This is a genomic window from Mycoplasma sp. 21DD0573, assembly GCF_034863425.1.
Taxonomy (GTDB): Bacteria; Bacillota_I; Bacilli_A; order Mycoplasmatales; family Metamycoplasmataceae; genus Mycoplasmopsis.
Window position 1 is genome coordinate 34083 of sequence record NZ_JAYFEZ010000003.1, and the last position, 25067, is coordinate 59149.

The following is a 25067-nucleotide window of genomic DNA, read 5'->3' on the forward strand; positions in this document are numbered from 1 at the left end:
AAATCAACAAAAAAGCAAGCTAAAAGTAGCTTGCAAATTTGATTATTTTTTAAGGTCGTTTACTGAACCAATGTAAGCGAATTTTTCTGGATTTACATCAATAAATTCACCATTAATAATTCTAACAACTGAATCTACAGTTTGATCTAAAGGTACAAAAACCCCTTTTCTTAATGTGAAATGTTCAGTCATAAAGAAGTTTTGTGAGAAGAAGTTTTGTAACTGTAATGCTTTTTTAACGATTGTTTTTGATTCGTCATCTAACTCATCAAATCCTAAAATAAGCATAACATCTTCAATTTCTTTATATCTTTGTAAGATGTATTTTGTGTCTAAAATAGCTTGATAATGCTTTGAACCAATAATTTCAGGATTTACGTTGTTAGATGAAGAAACCAACGGATCAAAAGCAGGGAAAATGTTTTTGGCACTAATTTCACGTGAAAGCACAAGTGAAGAGTTTAAGTGGTTAAATACAGCAACAGCTGATGGGTCAGATAAATCATCCATTGGTAAGAAGACTGTTTGGAATGATGTGATTGAACCATTTTCATTTGTATAAAGTCTTTCTTCAGCTTGTGAAATTTCAGTGTTTAAAGTTGCTTGATATCCACCAATCGATGGTTTTTTATCAAGTGATGCAGCAACTTCATTTCCAGCTTGTAAGAAACGGAAAATGTTGTCAATGAATAATAAAACGTTTTCTTTATTGTTGTCTCTTAAGTATTCAGCAGCAGTAATTCCAACTGGCACAATACTCATTCTTGAACCTGGGTTTTCATTCATTCTTGAAATGTACATTGTTGAATTTTGCATTAAGTTAGATTCGGTTAAATCATTGTATAACTCAATAGCTTCTCTTGAACGTTCCCCTGAACCAATGAAGATAGCTGATGTGTTAGTTTTTTGTTTTGATAGGTTGAAAATAATTTCCTTCATTAAAACAGTTTTACCAACTCCAGCTCCACCAAAGATACCGATTTTATCTCCATCTAAAATAGGAACGAAAAAGTCGATAGCTTTAATACCTGTTGTTAAAAGCTGTGCTCTTTTTTCGTAGTTTATGTTTGTTACAATTGTTGAATCCATTTCAACTGTTTTTGTAACTTTTGTTTTAGGTGAGCTTAAGTTATTTCCAAGCACATCGTAAATGTGTCCTTTTGCTTCATTTCCAACAGGAACCATAAATGAATGGTTTAATTTTTCAATCTTATCATCAATTGATAAGTTATCTTTTAAGTCTACAATAACTGCTAATAAAGTATTTTCATTAAGAATTCTTTTAACTAATAAATATGAATCGTTGTCACTTTTAAGAAGTGAATTAATAGCTGGTAACTTTTCGTTTTTGAATTGAATTTCAATTACATCACTTCATAATTTTGTTATTTTAGCGCTCATTATTTACTTCCTTTTAATTCATTTTTAATTTTGTTGTGAATTTGTTCCATTAGTTTTTCATCAGTAGTTAAGAATTCTTTAGCAGCAGGTAATTGTCATTGTAGATTGAATTTATTTGAATATTTGATAAGTAAGAATGCAAAGTAGTTTTTAACTAATTCAGGATCTTTAGTTGTATCGTTAATTAAATCTTCAACAACTTTCTTGCAAGTTGCATTAGATTTTTCGTATTCAATAATGAATTTGATTGCTTGATTAATTTGCCAATCAGATAAGTTGTTTAATAAGTTTCATTGAATGATACGTGAAATTAAGTAAATGTCTTTTTCATCGTATGATGAAACGCCTTTTTGATTAAACATTTTTTCAATTTGGATTCCTCCTAACATAAGCGAATTAATGTCATCATTAAGGTCGTATTTAACAGCAAGTAGCTTAGCTTGTTTTTTGAATGATCTGTATAACTTACCAACAATTTTTGCGCTTTGGTTCATTAATTTGTTTTGAACTCCACCACCAATACGTGAAACTGATAAGTTAACATCGATAGCTGGATATTTGTTAAGTGCAAATAATTCTGAGTTTGTAACAATTTGACCATCTGTAATTGAAATAACGTTTGATGCAATTAAAGATGTAATGTCGTTATCAACTGTTTGAATAATTGGAAGAGCAGTAATTGATTTTCTATTATGGAATTTACCACTTCTTTCAAGTAATCTAGCGTGTGCATAGAACATATCACCAGGGAATGCTTCTTTACCAACTGGTTTGTTGATTAATAAAGCAATTTCTCTGAAAATGTTTGCGTGTTTTGTTAAGTCATCAAACACAATTAAAACATCATCTTCATAAGAAACATTTTCAGCGTGAGCCATAGCAATATATGGAGCTAAATATTGTTCATATGGTTTATCACTGTTTGCAGTTAAGATGATTGTGTATTCATCAGCACCATATTCTTTAAGTAAATTGTAAACATTTGCAATTTCGCTTTGTTTTTGACCGATTGCAACATAAATACATTTAACATTTTTATCTTTTTGGTTAATGATTGTGTTTAAAGCAATAAATGTTTTACCAGTTTTTCTATCACCAATAATAAGTTCTCTTTGTCCTTTTCCAACAGGAATAAGCAAGTCAATTACTGAGTAACCTGTTTTTAATTGCTCATCAAGAGGCATATAAGACATTAAGTTGTTATTAACATTAAAGATTTCTGAAGTTTGCTCATAGAATTCAAATTTTTCTTTAGTAACTTCAGGGAATAAAATGTCACCGTTAATGTCAATGATTTTTCCGAAGTAGTTTTTTGCAGTTTTAACTTTTGTATCAACTTTAGCTCTAATTACTTCTGTACCAATTTTATATTCTTCAGGATTTTGTTTAATTAAACAAAAAGCACGATCTTCTGTTGCTGAAATTACCATCAATAAAGCATCTTTGTTATCTTTTAAATGGTAAATTTCATTTTGTTTGTAATTTGTTTGGCCACTTATTTCAACAACATAGTCATAAATGGCTGATATGTATAATTTATTTTCCATGTTCTTCCTTTACTTTAAATTAGCTTTCTTTTTGTTTAAAGTGCTAATGATTATTGTTCCAATTAATAAAAGTGTAATAAGTGTACCGATTGTAATTAAAACAATGTTTGTGTTTTTTGTTGATTGTAGATTTTCTTTAAGAATCAATTCATTGTAAGCTTTTTGGTATTGTGCTCTGATGTTTTCGCTTTCATTAGTGATGTTTTTATTTTGAGTTACGATACCTAAATTAATGAATTGTTTTTGAACTTGTTCTAACTTTACGTTGAAAGTTTGAAATTGTTGATTTTTAAATGTGCTTACTTGTTCAATTCTGTCTAAGTCTAAAATTAAGTCTCTTAAAGTTGATAGCGCTTCGTTAACATCGCTAAATGTGAAATTAAAAGAATTTAAGTTAGCTTCAATAACTGATTTAATTTCAGGTACTGAAATTTGTTTTGAAAACTCGCTATATAAGTCTTTATATGCAGTTGTCAATAAATTAAAGTAGGTTCTTCCTTTAATTGTTTGTGCGTGAATAGAGTTAGTGAATGCATCTTTTGAGTCTTCTGATAATGATAAGTTGATTAAATCACCTTTATCATTTTTAAAAGTTACATCCTTGTAGTATTCAACTGCATCATTTATGATGTTTGAGAATTGTTGATTGTTAATAATTTTTACTGCAACAAAGATTTGGTCAAAGACAATTTCTTGAAGTCTTCTATTTCCAAGTTTTTCAAAAACTAAATCTTTGGTAATTCCAAGTGCATCATAGTAACCTAACATCGAAGATTCGATTGCATTATTTACAACTTGCATTGATTGAGCATATTGTGCATCTGAATATCTAGTCACTTCACGTTCATAAGATGTTTGTTTCTCATCTGATGTATTTGTTAAAGTAATTGATGCAATTAACTTACCACCTTCTTCTCTTAAGCCTGTAACGTTGTATTTAAGTAATTTTAATAATGGATTAAAGAAGAAAACTGCTTCATTATTGAATTTAGCATTTTGTGAATTTACTAAACTAATTAATTCTGAATTTGAAGTGTTGATGTAGTCACCTGTAAGTATTGGAGAAAGTCTAGGAACGTTTTCTTCAGCAACTGAAACTACAATTGGGTCTTCTTCGATTTTTTCTTCAGGTAAGATTGGAAGAGTTGGTTCTTCAACTTCATTGAATTCTTTGTTTTTCTCAATGTCGAATTTCATCGTTCTCTTATTAAGAACTGATAAGAAATAAGCATCCCAAGTTTCAAAACCTTTAGGTACATTTAAATCTAATTTTGCATTGTCATCTAAGACTTTGAAAACTTCTTCATCTTTTGCATATTTTGGAAAGTCTTCTTTTTCTAAAAGAATATCTCTTCAAGATGAAGATAGTGATTCAATATAGCTATTTGTTTGATTTAAAATCGCACTTTGAGTAAGTTGATTATTAATTACTTTTGCTTCTTCAGGAATGGCAACTGTTCCTTCTGTGTCTATAGCACTTACTTTTTCGTAGTTATCTGGTGCAGCTTCACCAATCATAACTGGTCCAAAATCATTTTTAAAGTAAGTTATGTCTCCTAATTTGTAAGTTTCATTTGTTAGTAAATTAGGGAAAATGATGTTAAATCCATTTTCAATTGGGTTTGAAACTATTTGATCTTTTTTAGCCTTTAAATAATTTACAAACTTTTTATAGTAAGTAATTCTTTTTAAATGATCAATATTTGGTTCTGCTAAATTTTGCTTTTCATAATCTGCTACTTCTAATTCAAGCTTTTTAATATACTCTTCAAGGACTAATGGTAATTTTTCATTGAAAATGTTTTTTTGCATTTCCTTTGTTTCAGGAAAATTCGCAACAGGTTCTTTTTCTGTTTCAGTTGTACCACTTGCTGTTTCGTTTTCAGTTGTAGTTGCTGAAATAACCGAAAGCGGTAATACTAATGAAGAAGAAATAGCCCCTAATTTAAGTCATCTTCTTATTTTCATAAATCCTCATTTTCAAATAATGAAAAGTAAATTTGAGCTTTAAGCTTGAATGCTTTTATTTTTAGTTTTTCTAATCTGTTGATTAAATCAATGTCATTAGAAGCATATAAAGCAAATTTTGTTTTTAGCAGTTCTTTTTTAATTTCTTTGTATTTTTTATTTAATGAATGTAATTGGGTTTTATTTTTGTCATCTTGGGCAAAAGTATCAAATGAATTATTGTAGAAAAGGACAATTTGATTTTCATTACTTTGGACAAATAATGAATCAAATATTAAAAAGTATTCTTTTGAATTTGTTTTAAGTGAACATAAAACTTTTTTGTGACTTGTGATTGTGTTTTTCTCAACTTTTTGTCAACTATCTTTTAATTGATGATTGATTTTTAATTCAGAAATCTTAAGATGTCTTTTAACATTTTTAGCTGATATTAAAGTTAAATCAATCATTAGTTCCCCTTTCTGATTTCGTGTAATAAGTCTTTTTTCTTGCTAAGCATTGATATTTGTTCAATTTCTTTTTCTCTTTTAACTTTTAAGAATTGTCTTTTTTGGAATTTGATTTTTTCTTCTAAATCATTAAGAGTACTATTATGAGCAACTAACTTATATTTTTCATAAATTAAAGCTGACTCAGTTAAAAGTGAAGAAATAGCAAAGTTTAAGTAAGACTCAGTTTCTGAATCGATAAACTCATTTAAATCTTGTGAGATTTTATGAGTGTTGATATTTGAGTTCAATAATTGACTGTGTTGATGGTGTTTAAGTGTGAAATTATTCATATTTACAGGAAGCAGTTGAATATGTTTTTCTTTAATCTTTGTTGAGTTAATTACAAAGTTTAAGTTTGCATAATCATTAATTTTGAAGTTGTTAATAATGATTTTTGGAAGTAGTTCATTTAAGTAATCAACTTCATTTTTCTCGAAGCTAAATAAGATATTAAATCCGTTGTCACTAGCAAACTTAATTGCTTTTTGACCGATAGCAATAATACTATCGTTAGATTTATTGATAGCTTGGAGCAAGTACTTTTCGTGTTTTTGATATGAGTTAGTACTATATTTTTCTTCTTCTGTAATGTAAATTCAAAGTGTTTTTAATCCACCTAAAGTAAGCAAGTCACTTTTTTTATTAAGAGCAAAATCATTGATTGAATATTTATCAATAATTTGTTCAATTATGAATTTCGAATAGTTAGCTCTATCTAAACAGTAACCAATTTGTTTAGATAGTCTAAGTAAGTTAACTAAAGTAATATTTTTCTTTGATTCAACGATTTTATAAATCTTTTTAAGAGAATTGTATTTTGATTCAATGGTTTTACTGTTCATTAATAATTCCAGGACCTACAAATAATTTATAAACATTGTTTTCTTTTAATAAAAGAACACTTGGTATAAATTCGATAATGTAATTCTCTTCAATTAGTTTATTTATGTATCCATTAAAGTCTGAGTTCAATTGTGAAACAGAGCTTCTAAGTATTGTATCTGATACAGAAACATTTTGTTTTTGTTCAGTTTTAGGAATTTGATCATATAAACTAAATTTTGAATCAATAGTTCAGGTGATAACAAATTTATCTAATAAAAGATTATTTTTCCTGCTAATTCATTTTTGAATACTATCTGTTAAAGGTTTTAAATCTTTTTCAGTTAAGTTGTATTCAATTAAAAATGAATTTCAGAAACTTTCATTTGAAACATAAGTCGGTTTGCTTTTAAATCTTTCAAAGTCAGCAAATAATTTTGATTGATAAACTTTTGCTTTTTCTAAGTATGCTAAAAGCTCTTTATTTTTCATTTTATTTTTCTTAAACATAAATTATTTACCTCTCTTTGTAAAGTGTTTTCTTTTTTCATAAAACAAAGCAAATATCTTGATAAATCCAGTATATGCTATAGATGAAAGTGCAAATAGAATATAAAGCATAATTGTGACTAGTGTAAAAATTGTCACTATATCTCAATTCTTTGTAAGCACTAATAATGCTCAGATATCATTACTTAATGTAGCGTGTAAAGAAATGCTAAACACTAATGAAATTGTTAGAGAAACTAACATAGCTAAAAGCATTGCATTTTCTAAATTATTTAATTTATTAGCTTTATTGTATTTAACTAATCCAAAGTTAATTACAAATAAAACGAAGAATAATAAGTTGACAATTAATCTGTGAAAGTAGTTTAATTGAGTATTTGCAACTAATAAAACAAATAATGAAACTAACTCTAAAATTACAAATGCTGTTTTGTTTGTTAATAATTGATTTTTGAATTTTGTAAATCTACTTGCAATTACAAGTACATTTAAGATTACAACTAATGCTATAAACACAGCAAATAAGGCAACTTTTGTGGTTGTATCTTCGCTAATATCGATTGGTTTGTAAGCGTATTTTGCAAGTGTGTAAATTGCAAAGAACATTACAGGTAAGATAAATGCAAGAATTAATTTTGTAAGTGATCCAAATAAACTGTTTCTGTAAACTACACTTGATAAGTTCGAAATGTTTGAATAAACTTTTAAACTTAGAAGCAAGATAAGTGCAAAAACTAATCCAAAAATAGATAAGTTTTTGTAAACTGCATTTTCACTGAAAATTCTAGTTAGTTTATTAATGTAAACGTTGTTTACAAAAATACCAACAATTCTTTGTGTTTCAATGCTTCCATCTTTTGATTTTGAAACTTGAACATTATTAACCATTAAAACAAGCATTGCTAATCCAATTCCGAGTAAAACGTATTTGATTATAGTATAGCTTGAATCTAAAACTAATTTCTTGATGTTAATTGAAAAATTTCTTGATTTTTGAATTTGTGTGTATACATCAAAAGTTAAATCAATAACTAAAAGTGGTATAAGTAAAAATGAGTTATAAATTAATCATTTTGCAGAAGTATCTTTTGTAGTAGTTATAAAAGTAAAAGTATAAAACCCAAATGTAATAAGTGCATAAATAATGTATGCAACATATCAGTAGATGTAACTTGAAAACTTCAAGTTATTTTTGTTTATGACAAAATAACTCTTAGTCATAGCGATAATAATCAGCAATGATAATAAAGTTAAGTTGAATAAAACAAAGAAGTTAATACTTGAATTTATTTTGAAACTTCTGTCAAACAGAATTGAATAATCAATTCCTGTTTGATTGCCTTTGTTAATAAAGTAATTGAAAACAATTCCAATTGAGCTTATTAACAAGAACGAAAGTACAAGTGAAATTAATTTAAGAACATTTTCTTTACTTCAGTTTAACTGTAATAAATTGGTTTTACTATTAACTGAATGAGATTTCTGCATCGCCACCTCCACTTGGATCAAAGTTAGCTGATTTAACTACTGCTGTTTTACCAAATTTAGTAAATGCTTGTGAGCGATTTAATCTGTCAGCCATTGTTTGGTTATCTACGTAAATTGTTCTAAATACATTTTTACCTGATTCAATTAATCCGTATAATTCTGGACCTCAGTTATCGTCTAAGTCACGTGCATTACCTTGAATGTACAATGTGTTAACTTCTACAGGACTAACAAAATGTAATTTAGGTCTTTCAGGCCCTTTGATAAGCATTGCAGATCATTGTTGAGCTGCTAACGTGTCAGCATTAACTGTGAATGTATTTGTGTTATTGTAAAGAGTTAAGTTTTTGAATACTCTATTGTGAAAACGCATTCCTTCAAGACTTCTGATGTTTTTGTTTAATGAGAAATCAAGTCAAGTAGGTCAAGAACCATCTCCGAATTCTCCTTGGAAAATTCTTTCATTGTATCTATCTTTGAAAGCAATATCAAGACCTTCGTTGATTTCTTCTAATGTATCATCTTTATCAAATCTAAGTCTGTTAAATACAATTGAACCTGGCATATTCGTGTTATCTTGCATAGCTGCAAATGTGTAGTCAAATGTAATATTTTTTACACCACGTAATGCAATAGGGTCAATTCCTCAATCTTTACTTAATAAGTCATTTGAACTGTAAAGATCTAATTCTTGGATTCTCTTATCTTTAAGTGCAATAAGTGAAGTTGTATCTTTACCTTCAAAGAATAAAGTTAATTTTTGAATTGATTCAGGAAGTTGTCTTAAAATGTGTCTAAATTCTTGACGTTTGTCTTTAAGACCCATATTTTTAATTACAAGTACATCAATTTGTTTGTTAGCTTTTTTAACTTTATCTAAAAAGCTTAAGAATGAATTGTAACCTTTTGTGTTAGCTGCATCAAGAATTGCCATAACTTTGTTTGTTTTGACTTTTTCTTTTGCAATAGCACTTTCTGGTTTGTATTCATAAATTTCAATCCCTTTATCAGTACCTGCTCCATATCTTGAATATTCAGAAGTTTTATTTTGTTTAGAGAACCCTTCATATTCAAAGTTTCTAATTTGTTTTGAATTTCTGTGATATTGTGATTCGTAAGCAAAATATGAATTTTTATGTCTTGCTATGTATTCATTACGAACAACATTATCTTCTAAGTTAACATGTGCAAAGCTACCAAATCCTGTGTCACCTCAATGGAAACCTGGGACCATACCTTTGTTAAGGTAACTTTCAAGTTCTCTATTTATAGTTTCAAGCGATATCTTAAATGCGTATGCTTGTTGAGGATCTTTAAGTAATTTAAAAAGATATGAGAAATCTGCGTTATCTCCATAATTAGCTTGAGGATTGTTATTAGCAATCTTAATGATACTCTTGTTTAAAAGCTCTTTATCAGCTTCTGTTAAATCATTTGGATTTTTGTCAAATATGCTTTTAATAACAGAAAGATTTTCTCTAATTTCTCTTTTCATTTCCTCTTTGACTTTTGTAACTTTGTCAATAGGTTTAGGTTTCATTGTTGCAAAATCTAAATCTTTTGCAGCTTCTGGGTTAGCGTAACCTTCGATTGCATTTGAAGGTTCTGTAGACGGATCTGGCTCAGGTTCAGGTTCCGGTTCTGGTTCTGGAGGAGTCACTATAATTGGTTGTTCAATAATAGGATCTGTAGGTTGCTCAGGTTCTGGTTCTGGATTTTTAGGTTGTTCTGTATAAACGCCATCATCTGCTTTATCAGGATCTTCTGGTTCAGGTTCCTTTGGTTGCTCTGGCTTTGGAGCAGGATTTGGGTCAGGTTGTGGATCAGGCGCAGGTGTTGGGGTTACAGGTTCTGGATTAGTTGGTTCTGGATCAGGTGCAGGAGTAGGATCAATAGGTTCAGGTTCTACTGGATCTGAGTTTGCTGGTTCAGGGTCAGGTACTGGTTGTTCTGGATCTGGCTCTGGATTAACAGGTTGCTCTGGTTCAGTAACAGGATTTGTTGTTTCTGGTTCTACTGGTTTTGGATTTTCAACAGCTGGTTTTTCTGGTTCGATTTTGACTTTAATTTTTAAGTTATTATCTTTGTTTGAAGAATTTTTATCACTATACAAAACATCATTTTCATTGATGACTGTAGCGATTCCACGTGACTGAGTAATAACTCCTAAGTCTTTTGTTTTTGGTTTAGCATTATCACTAATTGTTTTAGCTGCAACAACACCTACAACAGCTAGCGCAGAAACGGCACCAATATTGATTATTAATTTTTTTCTTTTAGCTTTAATCATAATTAATACCTTTCTTTAATTATTTGTTGAATTTGTATTCTTCAGGAATTAAATTTGCCCCTTGTTTGAATAAGTAAGTTTGAATGTTTGGATATAACTCTTGTAATGCTTCACGGTATGATGATCTTTGATTTTCTCCCCCACCGTAAATTAAGTCATATTGTTCTAATTTATATTTACCATAGAAACCATCGTAAGTTTCGCCTTCAGATCTGAATGCTTGAGTTAAGGCAGTTAATGACACACCTGTGGAGTCTCCTGTTGCATAGTTGATTCCAACAATTTCATTATCAATTGTTCTAACTGATGAACCTGATGCACCAAATAAAGGTTGTCAAGCTCCTATTGAGTAACCTAATCCGTAGCTTAAGTATCTATCTCCTGTGTAAGTTGAAGCAGAATCTCTAATTACACCAAATTTGTAACCTTCGTTTTTTCTTGAATTAATTAATGGAGAAACGATTGTGATGTCAAATACACCAGGCATATCAATGAAATTTCTTACGCTTAGTGATTTGTTTCATCCACTTCCGTATTCTTTTGTGAATACTTTTTTATCAACTTGTTGACCTTCTGCAACATAGACAGGTTTGTTGGTTCAAATACTTTGACTAAATCCTGAGTCAATAATTGCAACTTCAGATGGTTCTAACATCTTACGGATAAATAAGTGGTCAGTTTTAGCATCTGGAAATGCAACTGAAATTAAGTTGATTTTTGATTTTGGAATACTTGCAGTTTTATCATTTGTTAATCTAACATTAGGTATCATTGTTTTTTCATCTTGTTGATATGTAGCTTTTAAGCTCTTTGTAGCAAACTTGAATTTTTCATTTTCATTTCAGTTTGCAAAATTGCTTGTAGCTAATTTAGCTAATTCGGCAGCCGAACTAACTGATTTCCGTTCACCAAATGTGTCTTGTGGATCTCCAATAATTTTGTTATATTCATATGTATTATCTGAATTACTAAAATCAAATTCAAGAACAGCAAAATCAGCTGCTTCTTCCAATTCAGATAATGGTGAGTTTGGGTCTACGTAATCTCTTGGACTAGTTTTTAAAAAGTCAAGACCGGCATAAACTAGTTTAACTTGTGATGGTTTGAAACTAAATACATCAACTGTTGGTTGAAGTTCATTAACTCTTAATCATTGGTCAATTGGAGTTTCATCGTTAAAGTGGAATAACTGGATATTTACAGTCTCACCTATTACACCTTGTTTAAGTCAGTTTTTAGCTTCATTATATTTTGCTAATCATTTTGGACTTCATTCTTCAACTTCAATTCTTTTGGCTTCTGCATATAAAGGTGGTAAGTCATTTTCTCTAACTGCTAGAGCTTGTTTTTCATATCTATCAGCTTCTGCTTGATTACCTGCAGATAAAGCTATATATTTTTTATCTTCATATGACTTGATTTCATCGTCTTTAGCTTTAATTTTTGCATTAACTTCTTCCATTAATTTGTTGTATTCTGCGTCAGCATCTTTAACCACCTTTGTGTATTTATTGTAGCTATCTGCTTCTGCTTGTAAATCATTAATGTGTTTGAATCTTGATTGACTTGATGCATTTGCAGTTGATGCAGCAAATGCTTGAATAACGTGAATATTTGTCCCGATATATCATTTTGTTGGATATCCATTTTCATCAAGTTTGTAATCTAAAATTCAAGCAGAACCATTGTACATTCTGTTTTGTTCTATTAATGGGTTAGTGTTACTAAGTTTAATTGCATAAGATTGAAGAGCAGTTTTCTTGTACATTTCATTAGCTAAATATCTAGGTAACCCTCTGTTTAAAGGAACTGAATCTCAGTAAGCTGCTTTTGTGTCATCTCTTAATGGGTTTAATGATAAAGTTCCATCAGCATTTACAACAGAGAAGTTTCTAACAACAGCACTTTCAAATGAAGGTTGACCTGCCGCTTGAGCTTTTCGATCATATTCTTCAATTTGCTCTGGTGTTAATTTTAAGTTAGTAGCTAATTTTGATGAATAATCACCACGGTAATCTTTAAGTGCTTTTACATACCCTTGTAAATCAAGAACATTTTTTTCTGATTCTGAAAGCTTTTTATATGCTGCAGGATCGGTTTTGTAGAGTTCAGGCATACCTGGAATATTTAATCCAACACCTGGATTTGTAGGTCTTGTAGGAATTTCAGGTTCTACAATAACTTTAGGACCCTCATTACCACCGCTATCTTTTGGTCTTTCAGGATCCTCATTTTTAGGATTTGATGGATTTTCAGGTTGTGGTTTTGTTTGTCCACAAGAAATACCTAAAGATGAAATTGAAACGATTGATCCAAATGTTCCAAGCAACATTAATTTAAGTTTATTTTTTTTCATAATTTACTCCATTTTTGTTTAGCATCACTTGAAATTAAAACTAATTTTAAATCCAAAAATAAATATATAACCAATATATATATATATATATATATATATTGATGCTAACATTAAATTATAACACTTTACAATTTAATTGATTAATAAATTTATTATTTTTATGTAAATTATTCAGATATTTATAATTTATAACTTAATAATAACACATTTGAAATTCATTTATGAATTTAAAGTATATTTTTTAGACCGATTTGGACTTGTTTTATAGAAAACAAAAATTTATTAAAGAACTTATAAAATAACTTGATTTTAAGTAAAAAAATAATTTAAAATAAGAATATGGCTAGACAATATTACAACAAAAGAGATTATGAGATTGATTGAGAGAATAGTGTTATTGTTTTAAAAGATCATATGATTAAGCAACTTAAATCTGATAATAAGTTTTTAAAATACAAAAAAATCGGAGGAAGCACCGTTTCTGAGATTTTAATTAAGGATGCATTCAAAAATGAATTTAATGCATTTTGTCACATTGCACACTTAAAATTACCTGTGTTATCACAAAAATACATTAATGCAGGGACTATTTTAGAACCTAAAATATTTGATTTCTTAAGAAAGATGCACCCTAATGTAGTGATTGAAAACTTTGTTGCTGCTGATTATGAATATAACTATTTCAAAGACAAAGATGATGTTATTATGGGAGTTCCTGATGGATACATTCCTTCAACAAATATGATTCTTGAAATTAAAACAGCACAAGATAAAAAATATGAACTTTGAGGTGACAAGGATGTTGACCCTTCATATAGAAAACAAGCGCAACTTTATTCATATTTAAAAGGTGCTAGTCATTATTCAATTATTGCTTTATTTTTAAGAGATGATTTGGGAGATTATTTAAACCCTGAAAATGTGGATATTAATCAAAGAAGGATGAAATCTTACACATTCCCTGTCAATAGAGCAGATGTTGAAGATGATATTAAGAAAGTTAAACAATGATACTATCATTACACAAATACAAACAAATCCCCTAAATTTGACCCTTTAATTAACAAAGATCAACTTGAATACTTACAATGTGAAACATTTGAAGAATGAGAAAAACTTTTAAACAAATGAAAACAAGAAGGTAAAGCAGATTTTAATGTAAAAGCTTAGCAAAAACTTATTAACCAGATAATGGTTAATATTTTTTACACCTTTGTGCAAGGTGTTTTAGTATTTTTAGCTAAGAAAAAACAAAAAACTTACACCGCTTAAAATGTAAGTTTTTTGTTTATGAATTTCTATTTTCTTCTAAAAATTCTCTTAAATAAGAACCCTAAACCTGTAGCGATTGCAACAATTGGTGGAACTATAACTCCATAAATTCAACCAGGAGCACCTTGTTTTTTACCTTCTTCAACTTTTGTAGGTTCTTCAGGTTTATTATCGACATGTTTTAATGATTCATTTAATTTTTGAGCTTTTTCTAATACTGCTTTAATTTTTTGAACAGTTACTTGTCCATTAGCTTCAGAAATAAATTGTTGTTTTTGCTCGCTTGATAAGTTGTTCAACTTATTAATTTCTGCATTTACATCTGTTTTAGATGTAGCTAAATTAGAATCGCCATTTAATGATTTTTTAGCTTCAATGACTGGATTAACTTTTTCATTTAAGTCTTGCAAACTATTGTTAAAGTCTAATTTATTACTTAATTCAGTTGATTTTGCTAATGCATTATCTAATGCTCATTTTTTATGTGCATCAGCTTCTGTATAGTTAGGTGTAGATTTAACTTTTTGTACCTCATTAAACACCTCTAATGCATTATTAACATCTGCTGCATTTGTCAGAATGTTTTCAATAGTATCAACTAATGTTTGTGTGTTTACTAATTCTTTAGCTTTTGTTTTTTGTTCATCTGTCAAGTTAGTTAAGTTATCTATCGCATAATTAGCTTTAGCTTTTGCTTCTGATAATTTTACATCACCATCTAGATTATTAAGAGCATCTCTTAATGCATCTAATTTCTCATTAAGACTTTCAACTGATGTATTAAAATCATCTTTAGTTTTAAGTTCATGTAAGACATCAAGTGCATTTGTGAATGCAACTTGTTTTTCCTGTGAAGCTTGTGTATATTGAGATTTATTTTTTACATCTTCAGCATTCTTAACAACATCAAGTGCGCTGTTAATTGCTTTAGCATTATTTTTAATGTCATCAATCTTAGAAACTTCATTTAAGTTGTTTACTTCGTTTTTCGCAGTGTCTTTTTGAGTATCTGATAAGTTTGAAGCAGCTTCGATAGCAGCAAGCGCTTCTTCTTTAGCTGTTTTTAATCTATCAGCACCATCAAGAGCATCGTGAGTTAATTTTAATGTATCTAACTTGTTATCTAAGTTAGCATATGATTCTTCAAAGTCAAGCATTGTTGTTAAATCGTTTAAAGTAGTAACTGCATCATCGAATGCGCCTTGGTTTGAAGCTTGTGTGTATTTGATTTCTGATTCAACTTCTCTAGCAGATTCCACTTTAGCAATTGCTGCATCAATGCTTGATGCATTTGAAACCACTTTATCAATTCTTGTCTTATCTGATTTAGCTTTCACTAATTCAATAACTTTTTTCTTTTGAGCTTCTGATAAATTAGGTAATGAGTTAATTTTAGCTATAGCATCTTCTTTTTGAACTTCAAGTAATTTTTCTTCAACTTTAGCAATTGATGTTTTAGCTTCAATTTCATTTTTAGCAGCATCTTTTTGAACTGGTGTTAAGTTTTCAAGTGCTTCGATAGCTTCTTTAGCTTTTGCTTTAGCATCAGCTAATCCATCTTTGCCATTCAATAAACCTTTAGTTTCAGATACAACTTGTAATTTAGCATCTAACTCTGCAAACGGAGTTTCAAAGTCTGTGTAGCTTGATAATCCATCTAATGCAGTTACAGCATTATCAAAGTTTGTTTTAACATCATCTGATGCTTGTTTGTATTGAACTTCTTCTTTTACTGCAACTTCGTCATTAAGTGTTTTAATTCCACTATTGACTTTTTCTGCATTAGCTGCAATCGTATCGATTTGTTCTTTAGTTGTTTTTGAATTAATTAGAGCTTTAGCAGCTGTTTTTTGTTCGTCTGATAAGTTTGTTAATTGATCAATTTTATTTTTAGCATCTTGTTTTTGAGCTTCTAATAATTTGTCAGCGACATTAGTGATAGTTGTTTGTTTTTCAACTTCAACTTTAGCATCTCTCTTCCCATCATCTGATAAGTTAGGTAATGCATCAATAGCAGCTTTAGTAGTAGCTTTTGCAGTATCTAAGTTTTGCTGACCATCAAGTGAACTAATTGCGTTTTTAAGTTCTTCTGTTTTGTTTGTGATTTGATAAATTTGACTTGTTCTAAAATCCATAATAGATTCAACACCTTCTAAGTTATCAAATGCTGTTTGAGCAGCTTGTTTTTTACCTGAATTAGCTTCTGTAAATTGTAGTTTTGATTTAACATCATTAAATCTTTGAATTTGTTCAATAGCAGCATCAACATTCGTTGCGTTTGTTACAATGTCTTTTGCTCCATGAACTGTTGTAGCAGTATCGATTTGACCATTTGCTTTTCTAATTTGGTCAGGACTTAAGTGTGTTAATTCAGTTAATTTAGCTTTAGCACCAGCTTGTGCTTTTTCTAAGTTGGTTTGACCATCAAGATCTCTAACAGCATTATTAAGCGCATTTGTGTCTTCAACAATATTTGCAATTGGTTGACTAAAGTCACATGTTCCCTTGATTGCATTGATTTTTGCCTTAGCAGCATCAAATTCTGATTTTTTATCTGTAGGTGTTATTGATGCCTCTGTGTAGTTAGGTTTTATTTCTTCTGCGTTTGCATTTTCAAGAGCTTGTAAAGCATTATTAAGTTCTTTAGCACGTTCAACAATAGCGTTAACTTTTTCAATTGTGTCAATCGATTCTGAATCAATTAAATTGTTAGCAGCTTCTTTTTGTGAATCATTTGATAACTTATTTAATGCTTCAATAACTTCTTTAGCTTCTGCTTTAACATCAGCTAATTTTCTGTCACCATCAAGTGCATCAATAGCATTTTTAAGTGCCTCTTTCTTAGCAACAACGTCATCAACATATGGGCTTGTGAAGTTTTCGTATGTTTTTGTATCTTTTAATGGTGTAAGTGCATTATTTGCAGCTAGTTGCAAGCTTTCTTCTGCTTGTGTATATTTAGGTTTTGAATCTTCTTTAAGTTTGTTTAATGAATCAACTTGTTCTATTGCATCATCAACATTTGTTACGTTAGCAATAATGTTTTCAACACCTTGAACTGTTGTAGCAGAATCAATTAAACTATCAGCAGCAGTTACTTGGCTAGCACTTAAGTGTGTTAAAGTAGGTAATTTAGCTTTAGCATCTGATTTAGCTGTATCTAAATTTGTTCTTCCATCTAAATGTTTAATAGCATTTTTAAGAGTATTATTTTTATTCTCGATATCTTCGATAGCGACAGTGTTGAAATCTAAAACATCTTTAGCACCTTTAAGCGCATCAACCGCATTGGTTAAATCTTTTAATTTTTCTTTACTTGCTTCTCTAAACTCAATTGTGTCTTCAGCTTTTTTGGCTAATTTTAATTGTTCAATAGCTTTATCAATATTTGTTACATTTGTAATAACAGTTTCAACTTGTATTGATGTCACCGCTTGATCAATTTGATTGAAAACATTAGTGAATTGATCATCTGATATATGGATTAAATCACCTAATTTTTGTTTCGCTAATTCTTTAGCATCATCTAAGTTTTTTACTCCATCAAGTGCTCTATCAGCATTTGATAATCTATTACCAATAGAATCTAAATTAAAATAATCTTTTGTAAAGTCCATTGTATTTTCATAAACTTCAGCAGCTTTTTTAGCTTCATTAAATTCTTTTTGAGCACCTTCTGATGCAGATGAATATCTGATTGTCCTGATTGATTTATTTGCAACTTTTAAGGCTCCTAAAACAAAATCAATATCTTCAGCATTATCTGCAATTTTTTGCACAATAACAGGTTCTGTAGCTAATTTAACTTGCTCTTTGGCTTTTAATTTTTGTTCTGTAGCTAAATTCTCTAAATCATCAATCGATGTTATTGCACGTTTTTTTATTTCAATAAGCTTGCTGTCACCGTTTAATCGTGTTTCTGCATCTGACAATGTACCTAGTTTGTTATCTAAATAAGAATCGACATCATTAAAGTTATCTACTGTTCTTATGTTTTCTAATGCGCTAATAGCATTATCAAACGCTCTTTGTCTATCTATATCAGAAAGTTTGTAATTTGATGTTTCTTTAACTTCGATTGCTTTGTCCAATTTATCAATTGCACCATTAATTTTAGTTGCATAGTCTTTTAATAAGTTAACATCTGCAACTGTAGTCTTAACATCAATTTGATTTTTAGCTACTTGTTTTTGTGTGTTTGATAATTTTTCTAATCTATCAATTTGTTCTTTAGCAGATGTTTTTGCATCTAATAATTCTTTATTTGCTACTCCATCTAATCCAGCTTCTTCTGATGATAAGAAACTTGATAATGAGTTTAAGTTAGGAATTGGGTTTGTAAAATCATTTACATTGATTGCATTAACTATCTCATCATATGCACTGTTGTAAGAATTTTTAATCTCTTCAGTTGCATAACTGTAGTTAATTGATTGTTTAACTTCATATGCGTGATTGATTGATTGCTTCAATGATGGGATTACATTATTTAATTCAGAAGCATTTGAAACAACTGCACTAGCGTTTTCATAATTAAATGCATCTTTATTAATCTCATTAGTCAATAAACTTCTTTGTGCGTTTGATAAGTTAGTTAATGAAGCAACCTTATTTGTTAAATCTTGTTTTTGAGCTTTAACAAATTTAGATCTTACATCTGCTGATGAATTTTGATTTTGAACTTCAGAAATTAAACCATTTTTCTCTTGACCACTTAAGTTTTGTAAGCTCTTAATTTGAGTGATTGTTTGTGTCTTAAGATCATTTAAGTTTTTTACTCCATCAAGCGAAGCAATAGCATCATTCATATTTGATACTAAAGTATCAATATTTGGAAGTTTATTAGCAAAACTTGTGTATGCAGCAAGTGCTTTTATAAAGTTATTTAATGATTCAGTAAGTGCATCTTGTTTTGATGATGTCGCTTCTTTATAAGCAATAGTTTCTTTTACATCTCTTGCTTGCTTAGTAACTGTTACAGCTGTGTTTAATGCAGAAGCATTTTCTTTTAATGTATTTACACTTGCAATAGTTTTTGCATTATCAATTTCTTGTTCAGCTTTTTTAGCTAAATATGCAAGTAAGTTACTCATATTTTCTATTTCATATTTAGCCGTATTCTTAGCTAAAACTAATTTAGAAGCGCCATTTAGATTTCTTTGTGCACTTGTTAATGTTTCAGAATTTTCACTTAAGTTATTTGGTAAGTTTTCAAAATCTGAATAAGTTTTAACACTTGATAATGTATCTAAAGCAGTATTGAATTTAGTTTGTAAATCATCATCTGCTTCAATGTAGTTTTGTGTTTGTTTTTCAGAAGTCATATTATTGACTAAGTTAATAGCTTCATTTACTTTAGAAACATTGTTTTGGATTCTATCAACTGACTCAAGTGTTGTGCAATTTTCAACTAGTTTAGTAGCTTTTGTTTTTTGTTCTTTTGATAAAGCTGAATTTGCAATTACTGCATTGGCAGCATTTTTAGCTTTTGTTAATCTATCAACTCCATCAAGGGCATTTATTTTTCTAACTAAGTTATCTGTTAATTCTTCAAGTCCAGGAATTCGTTCTGAAAAATCAATATTTCTATCAAATCCTGTTAAAGAATCTTTAGCTTTAATAAATTCATCTTGAAGACTTGGTGTAGCTTGTAAATAATCAACTTGTTTTATTTTATTTGTAGCAGTTTGTAATGCAGCGTATGCTGCTTCAGCTTGAAGAGTATTCTCTAAAATCTTATTAACTTCAGCTATTTCTTCACATCGACCGATAAGAGCAATAGCATTTTGTTGTTGATTTTCAGGTAAGTATTCTGAATTATGAATTCTTTCAATTGCATCTGTTTTTGCTACACCTAAATTATGTAAACCATTTAAGTCATTTTTAGCTTTTTCTAATTTATTTAATAAAACTGCATAACTTACTGGTGGAATTGTAAATTCTTCTGAAGATAAAGTGTTTTCAACTTCATCCAATACATTTGTAAATGCATCTTTAAATTTTTTATCAGCTTCTGTAAAATCAGGTTTGTTTTTAAATTGTTTAGCTTCATTAAATTTGTGAATAAGTTGGTTTAAATCCTGAGCATTCTTCATAATTCTGTCAATTTCATCATTATCTGAAGATGCACGCATTTGATCTTTAGCAGCTGTCTTTTGTTCATCTGATAAGTATTCTAAATTATCAATTGTATTATCTCTTAATTCAGGAACTAAATTGATTTCATAAGTTGTATCAACTCAGAAGTTTGTTGTGTAAGGGACTTCTGACATATTTTGCATTTTGTATGTGAAGTGCTTACGTAGTGGGTGATTAGGTATTTGAGGTTTTTCATATGATTGATTTTCAACATTGACCGTAAATGTTCTTCTATCTACTTCTCTTCCAGTATTATCCTTGAATACATAAGTTACAGTATGGTCTATTGGAGTAATTGGGATTTGGTAATTAATATTTGTATTGTGGTTAGTATCCCTATTTAATGGAAATTTTGAAGCTATTTCTTGTGCGCTATCAACTAAACGATAGTGCTCTGGAACCATATTCTTAATTCTTTTGTAGAAACGTTCAGTATTTTGTTCCATTATTCTTTTTGGACCTCATACATTTGAAGGTGTTCTATTTGAGAATAATTGAACGTTATATCAGAATTTTGAAACTATCAATTGATCTAGAATAGGTTGTGCTGCAATACCTTTAAATAAACTTCTATCGCCTGAAGTAAAGTATTTTGATACACATTCATCTTCAAAGAAGTTAGTATCAGAGTGAGAACCTTCTCCAACATAAATTGTGCTTGGGAAGTGGCCAGGAACTTTTTTTAATGGATCATTATTTGTTCCATAATGTTGTGCTCAACCTTCTTTAATTAATCTGTCACTGATAGCCCCATAATAAGCACTTGAAATTTTTGGAGCATTAAATCCATATGCTTTAACAAAATTGTCAATACTTCTATTTTCTTGATTTCCTTTTGATCAAATAAGTGCATACTCTGAAAGATGGCCTCCTAATGAGTGACCAGTAGAATAAATTTCTGAAACAGGCTTTTGACTTATTGTTGCTAAAGAAATTCACACATTCTCTGCTTGACCTGGTTTTTTTCATAATAAAGCTAAATCATCATCGTAATCATTTCCACCATTAGTACCTGCAATTGCTAAAACACTAATAGTGTCGTTTTCTAAGAACGGAAAATCAGATTGGTTAATTAATCAAGATGCTTGATATCCATTACTTTCATCTCAAGACTCAAACCTTTTTCAATAACGGGCCATATTTTTGTGAACTGTTTCAAAAATTTTGTCGTGCTCATCTCGCTTATTTTCTGGAACTTCACCTAAAAAATATGCTTTATTTTCTTCTCATAAATCACGATTTGTATCATCAAACTCAATATCCAAGAAAGCTTTACTACGGTAAGATAAGTTACTGAAAATTAAAGCATCACGAGGTGAAAAATCTCATTTAAGTTTATGAGCATCATTATTATCAGCAATTCCATCTCCATCTGTATCTTTTAAGAATGGGTGAGAATTGTATCCAAAATAAGTCTTACCATCTTTTACAAATGTGTAGACCTCATCTTTATTTAAAATACCATCACCATCTTCGTCACCATTAGGATTTAAAACTGGACGATCCAACATAAATGAATCATAATAACCATCTAACATTGTTATTTCAGCATTTTTAATTTTTCTCGCTGTTTCCTCTGTTAATTTAACACGTTCTGTTCTTTCAGGAGCTTGTAAATTAGCTGCAATACCTGTTGAAATTGTAATCGATGGAATAATGATTAAAAGCGCTGATTTAAAACCAATAATTAACTTTTTATTTTTGTTCATAAACCACCTCTTCTTAATAAATAAATTGATGCTTAAATAAGACAAAACTTCTTTTTGTCTTTACAAATCTAATTATAGTTTAATTATTTACTTTTGGATTATATAATTGCAAATTAATCTGCATAATACCTTAATTTTTCACAAATGTGAAAAATATATTTTTGTGATATGAGAAATGATTTAGTAATAGAATGAACTTAAGTAAATAATATTTTAAAGCTATTTGCTTAGAAGTGAATAAGATACAAAACATCAAAAATTCTCAATCGAAAATGTTCCATTATATGAAATTGGTTTTCTTATTTTATAATTGACATCATCTTAGTTGTAACAGTTAATTTAATTAATTCAACATTGGACAACTCAGATAGAACACTTGTTGTGAGATTTGTTATATCCTACACGCTTACTATTGGTTATAGCATTATATTGATAGTTTCATTAGTTTGATTGTTGAGTTTTTCTTGGATTTCTTTGACATTGTTCATTCTGTCAATTAATCTATTTTCTGTAAATTTATCTTTTCTTGATAATCCAGTTAAATCATTAATTTTGAAAACTAAAAATTTAAGTAAAACTAAACTTAAGAAACAAAGTTATATATAACCCTTGATATGTCTTCAGGTTGATAAATACATCGGTCTAATTGCTAATAAACCTTTTAAACTTCTAAAAGTAGAAAAAAAGAGTTAAATTATTTTTTAACTCTTTTTTTCATTAATTTAACAATAAAGAAAGTTGCTATACCAAAAGTTATAATTCCAGTTGTAACACCTAAAATACTTCATAAAATAACATGTGTTTTATTGGTTTTAGATTTTTCAGATTCTATTGAAACATCTTCTAATTCTTTTTTGTTATTAGAATTATTTTTTTCTATAGTTGAACTTTCATTAGTAGTTGGATTTTCATTTATTGCATTTTTATTTTCAGTTGCAGAATCTTCTGTTGTAGGTTTATTATTATCTTGAGATGCTGAATCTGTTCCTGTTTCAGAACTTGAATTAGTTTCATCTTCTGATGAACTTTCATCAGTTATATTTTTATTTTTAGTAGTATCTTCAGCTACTGGTGAACTATTGTCTTCAACATTAGATGCATCAGATTCTTTTGAAATCGAATTATTTTCTTCTGAACTTGAATCTGTTTCAGATTCATCAGCAGTTTTTGGAGAACTTGTTTCTTCTTCTCTTGAAATCTCACTATCTGATGCTTCTTCTATATTAGCGCCTGTATCTGTTTCTACTTCACCTTCAGAGCTTTCTGATTCACTTTCACTGTCATCGCTTCTAGGTGGATTATTTTCTGTATCTGATTCACTAGGATTATTATTTGTATTATTTTCAGAACTGTCATCTAATTCTTTATTTTCTTCATTAACTACTGTACTTTTATTTAATTCACTAATTGGAATTTCAAGAGTATGAGCTTTAATTCCAAATACAACAAGACTTTTTTTGCTATTTACTCATTGATTATTATATTTATAAAAACTCAAAATATCTCTAGTTTCATCGCTTGCCACCAAATCAACGTTTTTTTCACCTTTATTATTGACATCAACAATGATTGAAAAATATTGACCTTTGTTTAAAATAATTTCTTCATTTAAATCAATTGTATAAAATCCTTTATCACCAGAATTTGGAATTTGCACTTCTTTAATTAATTTTAGTTCACCATCTTCAGGATTAGACATTGAAGAATTTTTAACATAAATTTTGATTTCAGCAGTAATATTTGAACCTCTCAGTGCAAAATTAATTGACTTTAATTTTTCTACAATTTCATCATTTGCTTTTTTAACTGGGAAAATATTTGCCATTGTTCTTTCGTTAGTATCAACGGTTGCAAATAAAGAAAATGAATTTTTTGTATCATAATAGTAAGTATTTTGATATGCATTATTATTTTCTACTTCAACTGCCATTACTTCATGAATTAAATCTAATGAATCGTATGAAAGCATAAAGTAGCCTTGAGCATGCATTTTTTTAGTTCCTCAACTATTTTTAATAATAAAACCACCTCTTTGTTTCGGTGTTTCAGGCCCAAAATTAGATGCATAATAATCATCGTCTCAGCCTACAATAACTGAAGCATGATTTCTGATATGTCTTTCTTCAGGTGATTTAGTTATAATAATCGAATTTGGTTCGTTGTATCAAACGGTGTCAGGATGAAAATTCATTTCATTAAAAGCATAAGCAACTCCCACAGAACCGTATTTGGCAATCGCTAATTTAATATCATCAACAGTATGATTAATTTTTACAGCTTTTTTAATTTTGGCAATTGTAGGGTTATCAAAATTAGGAAACTCAGTTTGATTAGTTTGAGCAATTGGGGATGTATTTCTCATCAAACCATTAAATGCGTGAGATAAATAATTTCCTGTGCCTAAAATTCCTTTTCATTCTTTGGCATCGGGGTTTAAATTTAACTTATCTGCATTATGATTTCAACTATTACTTATGTAATCAATTGCATGTTCATCAATATCCAAAGAATTTTTAGTGTAATTCACTATATTATTTTTTAAAATATTGGTTTCTAAAATTGAAGCAATTGTATATGCTCAACAAAGACCTTCATGACCTTGATTCTTAACGTCAGTAACTAAATTGTGTTTTCTTGCATCAAAAAAAGGCATTCTTGCAATTTCTTCTGCACTTTTAGTTTGAAAAAGTTCTAATTTTGGTGCGTCAGAATCAGCTGATGTGGCTGTGCTTATCACACTAAAAGGTATCAATAAACTTGGACTAACTAATAAACTAGTTAATATTTTTTTATTTTTTAATTTCATATATTTATTTTAAATAAAAATTAATATTTTTATAAAGTATTTTAATGAAAGTCAAATTGTCGAAACAAATATCGCTTATTTTATAAACTTTTAATTGTTAATTTAAGATATTTAAAAAAATATTTTGCTACTTTTTTAGTTATATAAGTCATAAAAAATGCTAATTTTAATAAAAAAACTCTTTAAAAATCAACTTTTTCAGAATTTAATAAACCCTGAGTTTCCAAGTTGGAAGCTCATTTTTTATAATTTTTAAACTCTACTTATAT

Annotated in this window: 12 protein-coding genes; 1 reads left to right on the forward strand and 11 read right to left on the reverse strand. The window is 29.1% G+C overall.

Annotated elements, in window-relative coordinates; all coding sequences use genetic code 4:
• Window positions 1-42: 42 nt before the first annotated feature.
• From VBM86_RS00575 to mip, 9 genes are read right to left on the reverse strand one after another with little or no spacing between them, the layout of a single operon-like run.
• Window positions 43-1401: an MSC_0618 family F1-like ATPase beta subunit gene (locus VBM86_RS00575; protein WP_323189511.1), complete on the reverse strand. Its 1359-nt coding sequence runs from the start codon at window positions 1399-1401 to the stop codon at window positions 43-45.
• The gene (locus VBM86_RS00580; protein ID WP_323189512.1) at window positions 1401-2948 is read right to left on the reverse strand and encodes an MSC_0619 family F1-like ATPase alpha subunit; all 1548 of its coding nucleotides are present in this window, start codon (window positions 2946-2948) and stop codon (window positions 1401-1403) included. Before VBM86_RS00580 ends, VBM86_RS00575 begins: the two co-directional genes overlap by 1 nt.
• Before the next feature lie 9 nt (window positions 2949-2957).
• Window positions 2958-4916, reverse strand: a complete 1959-nt coding sequence (locus VBM86_RS00585) for an MSC_0620 family F1-like ATPase-associated subunit (RefSeq protein WP_323189513.1) — start codon at window positions 4914-4916, stop codon at window positions 2958-2960.
• Window positions 4907-5365: an MSC_0621 family F1-like ATPase epsilon subunit gene (locus tag VBM86_RS00590; protein ID WP_323189514.1), complete on the reverse strand. Its 459-nt coding sequence runs from the start codon at window positions 5363-5365 to the stop codon at window positions 4907-4909. The genes VBM86_RS00585 and VBM86_RS00590 overlap by 10 nt, the downstream gene beginning before the upstream one ends.
• On the reverse strand, window positions 5365-6249 hold the full coding sequence (locus VBM86_RS00595; protein ID WP_323189515.1) for an MSC_0622 family F1-like ATPase gamma subunit: 885 nt from the start codon (window positions 6247-6249) through the stop codon (window positions 5365-5367). Before VBM86_RS00595 ends, VBM86_RS00590 begins: the two co-directional genes overlap by 1 nt.
• Complete coding sequence (locus VBM86_RS00600; protein WP_323189516.1) at window positions 6239-6721, reverse strand: MSC_0623 family F1-like ATPase-associated protein; 483 nt, start codon at window positions 6719-6721, stop codon at window positions 6239-6241. Before VBM86_RS00600 ends, VBM86_RS00595 begins: the two co-directional genes overlap by 11 nt.
• A 21-nt stretch (window positions 6722-6742) precedes the next feature.
• Complete coding sequence (locus tag VBM86_RS00605; protein WP_323189517.1) at window positions 6743-8227, reverse strand: MSC_0624 family F1-like ATPase-associated membrane protein; 1485 nt, start codon at window positions 8225-8227, stop codon at window positions 6743-6745.
• A complete protein-coding gene (locus VBM86_RS00610) occupies window positions 8205-10517 on the reverse strand; it encodes a putative immunoglobulin-blocking virulence protein (RefSeq protein WP_323189518.1) in 2313 nt (770 codons plus the stop codon). The genes VBM86_RS00605 and VBM86_RS00610 overlap by 23 nt, the downstream gene beginning before the upstream one ends.
• 19 nt (window positions 10518-10536) lie before the next feature.
• Window positions 10537-12873: an Ig-specific serine endopeptidase MIP gene (gene mip / locus VBM86_RS00615; RefSeq protein ID WP_323189519.1), complete on the reverse strand. Its 2337-nt coding sequence runs from the start codon at window positions 12871-12873 to the stop codon at window positions 10537-10539.
• A 339-nt stretch (window positions 12874-13212) separates the two neighbouring features.
• Here mip and VBM86_RS00620 point away from each other — a divergent pair, with 339 nt between their 5' ends.
• Complete coding sequence (locus VBM86_RS00620; protein WP_323189520.1) at window positions 13213-14043, forward strand: MAGa7180 family putative nuclease; 831 nt, start codon at window positions 13213-13215, stop codon at window positions 14041-14043.
• Window positions 14044-14171: 128 nt separating this feature from the next.
• Here the strand turns inward: VBM86_RS00620 and VBM86_RS00625 are convergent, their stop codons facing one another.
• Together VBM86_RS00625 and VBM86_RS00630 are read right to left on the reverse strand one after the other, a co-directional pair.
• Window positions 14172-21992, reverse strand: coding sequence for a hypothetical protein (locus VBM86_RS00625; RefSeq protein ID WP_323189521.1), 7821 nt, complete (start codon window positions 21990-21992; stop codon window positions 14172-14174).
• A gap of 694 nt (window positions 21993-22686) precedes the next feature.
• The gene (locus tag VBM86_RS00630; RefSeq protein WP_323189522.1) at window positions 22687-24798 is read right to left on the reverse strand and encodes a lectin like domain-containing protein; all 2112 of its coding nucleotides are present in this window, start codon (window positions 24796-24798) and stop codon (window positions 22687-22689) included.
• Window positions 24799-25067: the final 269 nt, after the last annotated feature.